Raw genomic sequence first — 8021 nt, forward strand, 5'->3', positions numbered from 1 at the left:
CCTTTTTCTGCGAAGAGGGGAGGCACGATTCTCGGGGAAGGTTGCGGCGTCCTCGCCCTCGAACTCCCGAGTTCCGCGAAACGAAGAGGGGTCAGCTGCCTCGCCTCGGTTACCGGCTACGGATCAGCCTGTGAGCCGCAGGGGAGATTTTCAGGGCCTACGAGAGGGGCGATCTCGCTTTCGATGAAGAGAGCGCTCGAAAGGGCCGGGATAAGGCCTTCGGAGATAGACGTCATCATCGCCCATGGCGACGGGACCACTGAGGGAGACAGAAACGAGATCGAGGCTATCCATGAGGTCTTTGAGGGATGTTTCGATAACCTTGCGGTATTCTCTTCAAAAGGCGCCCTGGGACTCCTCCATGCGGGAGCGGCTGTCGTCGACATGATACTGGGCATTTCGATGTTTCATTCAGGCAAGGTTCCGGCGACGGTTGGGTCGCTGCCTCTCGACGGCGCGGTACGGTTCAACCTTTCGAAGGGCGGACTGCTGCAGGCAAAGCCGAGAAGAATACTCATCAATTGCCGGAGCTATGAGGGTCAATCGACGGCACTCATCATAGAAGCTCCGGATGAGACATAGGGAGCGCTCATGAGATTCCTATTCTACGACGCGGTGACGGAAATAGAAAAAGGGAGATCGATAAAGGGAACGAAGACCTTTTCCCTCTCGGAAGAGTTCCTCAGGGCGCATTTCGGCAAGGTCGCACTCGTTCCCGGGGTGATCATGATCGAGGCGATGGCCCAGCTCCTCGGCTGGCTCATCATCTATTCTCACGATTTCCGCCTTTCCGCCATCATGTCTCTCATCGAGAATGTGTCGGTAACAGCTGACCTGAGGCCGGGCTTTAAGGCAGAGATCCGGGGGGAGATATTATCCACCTCCCGGGGAGATTCCCTCGGCATGGCGAGCATGTACGTCGACGGCGCGCTCATAGCATCCGTCGACCGCATCATATACAGCCACATCCATAAGGTTGATCCGAAGGGTCTTTCACGGCTCTTCGGATATTACAGCGGACTTAAAGTCGGGAGAATTTCATGACATCCCGGAGAAGGAGAGTCGTTGTGACAGGACTCGGGGTCGCTACCGCCCTCGGCCTCGACGTGGAGGAAAACTGGCAGAAACTCCTCGCGGGCACCTCAGGCATCAGGAGGCTTTCCCTCCCCTTTGCCGCTAAATCGGCCGTTCAGGGGGTTGGCGAGGTCGTGGAAGGAGACTGGAAGAAGATAGAGGAAGAATTCGGACGCGACTCCTCTGAGGAAGGCGAGAGAAGGACGCTCTTCGGACTCTGGGCGGCAAAGCAGGCCCTTGCTGATGCGGGCGTCCTCGACGGGCAGGGGGAGAGAGACCGTTATGGTGTTGTCCTTGCGGCAGGCCTCGGGATAAACAGGCTGGAGGATATCGAGAGATGGCTCGACGCGGGGAGAAGATTCTCTTTCGTGAAATTCGGCAGGAGCTATACCGAAGTCCACAGGGAGTCGATCATGAGGAACAATTCCCACAGGACTTCCGTGCTTATCGGGAAGGTCTTCGGTCTGCGCGGGACGAACTGCACCGTTACTTCAGCCTGCGCATCGGCCACTCAAGCGATAGGGATGGGATACCGGGCGATCCGGAGAGGGGATGCCGACCTCATCGCGGCGGGAGGCTCCGATTCCATGATCAACCCTGTGGGGCTCGTCTTCTTTGTCCTTCTCGGCGCCGCATCGACCTCTTCTGAAAACCTCCCCGAATCGTGCAGGCCCTTCGACAGAAAGAGGTCAGGGCTCGTCATGGGGGAGGGAGCGGGAATCGTTGTACTCGAGGAAGAGTCGCACGCGGTCAAGAGGGGAGCGCGCATATACGGCGAAGTTGCCGGGTACGGGTCGTCCCTCGACGCATATCAGGTAACCGCGCCGGATCCTCGAGGACTCGGCGCTGAGCGGTCTATGAAGGCTGCTATCGAGGATGCAGGAATCCCTATCGATGGGATAGACTATATCAATGCCCATGGCACGAGTACAAAGCTAAATGACGCGATGGAGACGACGGCGATAAAGAGCGTCTTTCAGGACCATGCGAATAGAATCGCGATCAGCTCGTCCAAGTCGATGATCGGACACCTCCTCGCGGCATCGGGAGGGCCCGAATTCGTCTATACCGTCTTGACGGTCAAGGGCGATGCAATCCATCCCACGATCAACATCACGAACCGGGATCCCAAGTGCGACCTCGATTATGTGCCGAACGAGAAACGAAAGAAGACCGTCAGGGCCGCGTTATCGAACTCATTCGGCTTCGGGGGTCAGAACGCCTCGATCATCGTGAAAAAATACTGCGGAGAAAATTCATGCAATTAGACCTGACGGGAAAGATCGCCCTTGTCACGGGCGGGTCCCGGGGCATCGGGAGGGCGATATGCCTGCTCCTCTCTCAAGCCGGGGCCTTCGTCGCGATCAATTACAACAGGGCGAAGGAAGAGGCCGAAAGGTTGAAGGAAGAGATCGTGATGCAGGGCGCTGAAGCAGAACTCTTCCAGGCCGACATCGCGAACCCGGATGAAGTCAAGCGGCTCTTTAGCGAGCTCGGAAAGCAGTTCGGAAGGCTTGACATCCTCGTCAACAATGCGGGGATCATAAAGGACAATCTCCTCCTCGGCATGGAACTCTCCGATTGGGATAAGGTGCATGATCTCAACCTTCGTGGGGCCTTTCTCTGCACGAAGTTCGCCGTCGAACTCATGATGCCCCGCCACTCGGGGAAAATTATCAACGTATCATCGGTAAGCGCGATTAAAGGTGGCCGGGGGCAGGCCAACTACGCGGCAGCAAAGGGTGGGCTGCTCTCCTTCACCATAGCCTGCGCAGCGGAGTTGTCAGGCAAGGGGATACAGGTGAACGCGGTGCTGCCCGGGATGATCGTCACAGACATGAGCAGCAGGGTAAGGAAACGGGCGGGGGATTCAATTCTCAAGGAAATTCCCGGCGGCAGATTCGGAGAACCCGTCGACGTCGCGAATCTCGTCGTCTTCCTCGCCTCGGACAGGTCGGATTACATCACGGGGCAGATGATAGCGGTGGACGGAGGGATGAGTATCTCATGATCCGTCTCTACCAGGGAGTCGATATTGTCGAGATCTCCAAATTCAAGGGCATCCTTCTCAGGCACGACGCATTCCTCCGGGATATTTTTACCGATCAGGAGAGGGCCTATTGTGAATCGAGGAAGAGGCCCTACATACACTTTGCGGGGCGGTTTGCAGCAAAGGAGTCCTGTCTCAAGGCCCTCGGAACAGGATTCTCCGGCCCGGGCATCGACCACACATTCAAGGAGATCGAAGTCATACCCGACGCGTCGGGGAAGCCACGGCTTTCGCTGTCCGGTTGGGCCGAAAAGATCTCGAAGAGACGGAAGATAGACCAATGGACTGTTTCGATATCACATTCTGCCGATTATGCCGTGGCAACAGTGATATTGCTCGGGAACTGAAATGGAGGGACGGAGGAGAGATGCGATATTTGCTTCTTGATCGGATTCTGGAATGGAAGAGCGGTGAAAGTATCCGTGGCATAAAGAACGTCACCATGAGCGAGGATTTTCTCGAATTCCATTTCCCGAGGAAACCGATCATGCCGGGAGTGCTGCTCCTCGAATCGTTGGCTCAGCTGACCGGCTGGCTCGAAGCGGCGTCATCAGACTTCAAGAACTGGTTTCTCATTACGAAGGTCCAGACCTGCAAATTTTACGGGTTCGCCTTTCCCGGGGATCAGGTCGAACTCATGGTCCGTTCGGGTGCGGGAGCGACCCCCGGGAAAAAGGTCTTCACGGGAACGGGAACGGTAGGGGGGAAGAAGAAGATCGCCGTCGACTTCGAGGGTGAGACGATATCCCTCGAAGAGATCGAGGACGCCGATGAGCAGAGGAGATTTTTCCGACTCTTGACAAGGGAGATCTGAGGGCTTTGGGTGGAAGAGAAGTAGTCATAACGGGAATGGGACTCATCACCCCTCTCGGCAGGGGGGTCGAAGAGAATTGGGAGGGTGTAAAGGCGATGAAGACAGGCATCGCGCACTACCCTCACGACCTCTTGCCGCGCTTCCTCCAGTACATGGGGAAAGCGGGGGAAATCGAGACCGACGCGGATATCCCGCACAAACTCCTCGGTCAGCTGAAATTTCTGAACCGCGGTTCCCTCCTCGGATTCACCGCCGCCCGTGAGGCGTTGCGTCAATCAGGCACGAATTTTTCCGACGTACCTCCGGGCCGGAGGTCACTCTACGTCGCGGCGGGGGACATGACAAAGGTCGGCTATGATTTTCTCTACCCGGCCACGAAGGACGGGACTCACGGAAGATGGCGGGAGATGGATTTTGAAAAATTAAACCAGTCCGCCCTCGACAAGGTCAATCCCTTTTTCCTCCTCGAATCCATCAATAACAACCTCTTCAGTTTCCTCTCTGCCTTCTCAGAGTTCATGGGTCCGAATACGAGCCTCGCGAGCCACTCCCCCTGCGGAGGCAACGCGATGGAACTCGCCTTCAAGAGCATCCGTCAGGGCAAGGCCGATGTGGCGATGGCTGTCGGCTGCGGCAACTGGATAACGGAAGTGCCGCTCTATGAGATGGCGGGGCTCGGAATACTCTCCCGCTGCATGCAGGGCATACACTCCTTCAGACCCTTCGACAGAAAGAGGGATGGCTTCATCCCCGGTGAAGGCGGAGCAGCCCTTCTCCTCGAGGCCGCCGAGAAGGCAAAGGAGCGGGGAGCGGCCATCTTCGGGAGGATTGAGGGATTCGGAAACAGCATCGAATTCTCAGACGACCAGGGAATAGCGGTTCCATCCGCGGTGAGCAGACGGAGCATGCTTTCTGCATTAGAAGATGCGGGATGCGCCATCGGCGACCTTACCTTCATCTCTCCCCACGGGAGCGGCTCTCAAAAGGGGGACCGGTCGGAATTGCGGTCGGTGCTCGAAATGCACGGCGACCGGGAACCCGCCACGCCTATCTGCGGTCTGAAACCCTACACCGGACATCTCGCTGCGGCGAGCGATATCGCCGAGGTGATCATCGGGATCAAGGCGATAGCCGCAGATGTCGTACCCGCTACCTTGAACTACAGCGAAAGCGAGAAGGAATTCAGCGGCATGAAGATATCGGGTTCTCATCGGCAATGCGAAGGGAAGCGTTTCCTCTCGGTCAGTTACGGAATAGGCGGTCAATCTGCTTCGGTAGTGGTCCATGTCGTAAAGTGAATCATGAAGGTGCGGAACGGTTGAAGCGAGGCAGGAAGACCCGTCGGAAGAAGGGAGAGGCGACTCAAATCCTCGAATATGTCGGGGCGGCTCTACTCCTCCTCTTCGCGCAAGCGCTGCCGTTAAGGGTTATCCGCATTGTGAGCAGTCTCCTCGGGAAACTCCTCTTTCTCCTCGTCGCGAAGCGTCGAACCATAGCGACGGAAAATCTGAGAAATGCCTTTGGCGCTGAGAAGGGTGAGAGGGAACTCCGTGAGATCGCGGAAAAGAGCTTCATGTCGTTCTTCCTCACCTTCCTCGAGATAGCGAAGTTCCGTCGTCTCTTTTCGGGAGACCGCGTTATCGAGAATATGAAGAAGGTATCGTCGCAGGATCTCGAGGTCCTTTTTCAAAAGGCAAAGGGATTGCACGATGAGTCGAACGGCTGCATCTTCGTTACCCCGCATATCGGCAACTGGGAGCTCCTGCCGCAGGTGAGCGCTGTCGTCGGCATCCCCCTCGTTGTCGTGGTACGCCCCCTCGATAACCGATACCTCGAAAGGCTCGTCTACAAAAACCGTTCTGACAGCGGACAGGTTATCATCCCGAAGAAGAACGCCCTCTTCGTGCTCCAGAAGACGCTCCAACAGGGAAAGTCCATAGGCCTGCTTCCCGATCAGAGCACCATGCAGGGCATCTCTGTTGACTTTTTCGGACGCAAAGCGACAACCACCCCGGTCCCCGCGATGCTCTCGATCCTGTACCGGAGACCGATCGTCGTCGTAGCGTGCTGCAGAAGCTTCCCGACCTACCGGTTCGAGGGCGTCGTTTCCGATCCGATATACCCCGGTGAATACAGGAGTGAAAAGGAGGAGATCTTCCGTCTGACAGGAGAGATGAACAGGAAGATGGAGGCGATCATCCGGAGCTATCCGGACCAATACCTCTGGATGCACAACCGCTGGAAGACTTACAAGAATAAGAAAGGCATGCTCGCATGAAGAGGAGATCACCGCCCTTCGCGGTGATTATGCTAATCCTTTCCTTTCTCTGCGGATGTGCTCATAGGGAATCCTCAGCCGATCGGCATCTCCTCGCCGGCAGCGCCGGTGAGGAGGGAGCGAAGAATATTGCCATACCTGAGGCGCTTGAGGACGAGATACTCGCCCTCGATCCCGAATCTATCACCGGGGACGATGTTGCCGGCGTGCTCTCACGCTGCCCGGCCCCGAGGATCATCAATCTCGACGGGAGTGTCCCTCTCGTCACGATGGAGTCGTTCTCAAAATTCCTCATCCTCATGGGTTATCCGGAAGAAAGCGTGCGGGACCCGAAAACCGGGGCTTACACATACAGCAGCTACATGAGCAGCAGGAAACTCGCGGGTCTCCTGGCATGGCATTACGAAAGGGAAGGGATGATGCCAATGGTTATCGGCCACAGCCAGGGAGGAATGCTCTCGGTGAAAGTCCTCCACGAATTCGCCGGCACGTTTCGCGAAACCATAGAGGTCTGGAACGCTCAGTCCGATAAACCGGAGGAGCGGTACACGATACGGGACCCTCTCACAGGCGATTTTCGTTCTGTCACCGGGCTCAAGGTAGGATTTGCCTCCGCCATAGCGACCGGCAAATCGATGCGTATCCTCCTCGGCCAGTGGGAGATGCTTCCCCGGTTGAGGGAGATACCGGATACGGTGGAAGAGTTCACCGGATTTCGTATAGAGAACGATTTCATCGGCAGCGACTTCTTCGGCCTCGTGCAGGCGAAGCGGTATTATCCCCTCGGATCTGCCCGGGTGCGCAACATAACGCTTCCCGCCGGATACAGCCATCTCAGGGTACCGCTGACGGAAGAACTGGCGAAGCGTGACGATACGAGGGAATGGATCAATGCCTATCGCCCTTCTTCGGAGAGTCCTGAATTAACGGGAGCGTTTCAGAGTAAGACCGACAACATCCTCTTTGCGGCGGATGTCTGGCACAGCATCAAGAAATACTGGTGCGTCGAACTGCAGAGGCTGGTCGCCGCGCGAAGAGAGGAAAGGTCCCGAAACAGAAGCGACAGTGCGCTGAAAATCTCCCCCCTCCCCGCTTTCGAAGAGGAAACCGATCCCTCTCTTCGCGAACGGTAAATAGGGATTTTATAAATCCATGGTATCATTATGATGGACTGTGAAAAGAGGTTTCATGATCGTATGTCGGGCAAGTTAAACATCTTCCAGAGGACGATGCTCCAATGGAACGAACTCTATCCCTATAATGCCGTTCATGTTGTGAAGATACCGAGGCGACTCGAAACGGCACGGCTGACCCGCGTTCTCAACAGCCTTCTCGAGACCTGCGGCTTGACCCATCTTGCGGTCGATGAAAAGAGGGGGACCTTTCACTATCACGGTGGTCCCTCGTCCCATGCGATAAAGATTATCCAAGGAGAAGGAGATGCCACACCGGCGCTCTCTTCTGAAATTGAACTCCAGTTGAATACCCCTTTTGTGAGAGCTGCAGCAATCGATCCCTTCAGGTTTTTTGTCCTCCCGGGAGAAGATTCCTTCTATCTCGGTCTTGTCTATCTTCATCCCATCTCCGGGGCGGAGTCTATAGTGTTTCTCCTGAAGGGTATCGTGAATGCCTATATGGACAAAGATGCACCGGGAAGTTCCCCCCGCCTCGATCTCTACCCGAAGTGTTATTTGAGTCTCTTCAGGATCAGGCCGAAATCTCTGATCGGCTGGATACGCACGCTCCCTTCTTTCATATCGGACCTGAGAAGCTCATTCAGGGCGCGCTATAGGGACTTCGGCGAC

10 protein-coding genes are annotated in these 8021 nt (G+C 56.2%); all 10 read left to right on the top strand.

Annotated elements, in window-relative coordinates:
• On the top strand, window positions 1-582 hold a 582-nt coding region (locus VEI96_11330; protein ID HXX58583.1), incomplete at its 5' end, for a hypothetical protein.
• Between the two features lie 9 nt (window positions 583-591).
• A complete protein-coding gene (locus VEI96_11335) occupies window positions 592-1044 on the top strand; it encodes a hypothetical protein (protein HXX58584.1) in 453 nt (150 codons plus the stop codon).
• Window positions 1041-2342, top strand: a complete 1302-nt coding sequence (locus VEI96_11340; protein ID HXX58585.1) for a beta-ketoacyl-[acyl-carrier-protein] synthase family protein — start codon at window positions 1041-1043, stop codon at window positions 2340-2342. Before VEI96_11335 ends, VEI96_11340 begins: the two co-directional genes overlap by 4 nt.
• Complete coding sequence (locus VEI96_11345) at window positions 2333-3085, top strand: 3-oxoacyl-ACP reductase family protein (protein ID HXX58586.1); 753 nt, start codon at window positions 2333-2335, stop codon at window positions 3083-3085. The genes VEI96_11340 and VEI96_11345 overlap by 10 nt, the downstream gene beginning before the upstream one ends.
• On the top strand, window positions 3082-3471 hold the full coding sequence (gene acpS, locus VEI96_11350) for a holo-ACP synthase (protein ID HXX58587.1): 390 nt from the start codon (window positions 3082-3084) through the stop codon (window positions 3469-3471). The genes VEI96_11345 and acpS overlap by 4 nt, the downstream gene beginning before the upstream one ends.
• A gap of 20 nt (window positions 3472-3491) precedes the next feature.
• A complete protein-coding gene (locus tag VEI96_11355) occupies window positions 3492-3938 on the top strand; it encodes a 3-hydroxyacyl-ACP dehydratase FabZ family protein (protein ID HXX58588.1) in 447 nt (148 codons plus the stop codon).
• A gap of 5 nt (window positions 3939-3943) precedes the next feature.
• Complete coding sequence (locus VEI96_11360) at window positions 3944-5236, top strand: beta-ketoacyl synthase N-terminal-like domain-containing protein (GenBank protein HXX58589.1); 1293 nt, start codon at window positions 3944-3946, stop codon at window positions 5234-5236.
• A 20-nt stretch (window positions 5237-5256) separates the two neighbouring features.
• Complete coding sequence (locus VEI96_11365; GenBank protein HXX58590.1) at window positions 5257-6216, top strand: lysophospholipid acyltransferase family protein; 960 nt, start codon at window positions 5257-5259, stop codon at window positions 6214-6216.
• Window positions 6213-7349, top strand: coding sequence for a hypothetical protein (locus VEI96_11370; GenBank protein ID HXX58591.1), 1137 nt, complete (start codon window positions 6213-6215; stop codon window positions 7347-7349). Before VEI96_11365 ends, VEI96_11370 begins: the two co-directional genes overlap by 4 nt.
• 63 nt (window positions 7350-7412) lie before the next feature.
• Window positions 7413-8021, top strand: a 609-nt coding sequence (locus tag VEI96_11375; GenBank protein ID HXX58592.1) for a hypothetical protein, incomplete at its 3' end; no start/stop codon positions are given.

It is taken from the genome of Thermodesulfovibrionales bacterium, from assembly GCA_035622735.1.
GTDB lineage: Bacteria > Nitrospirota > Thermodesulfovibrionia > Thermodesulfovibrionales > UBA9159 > DASPUT01.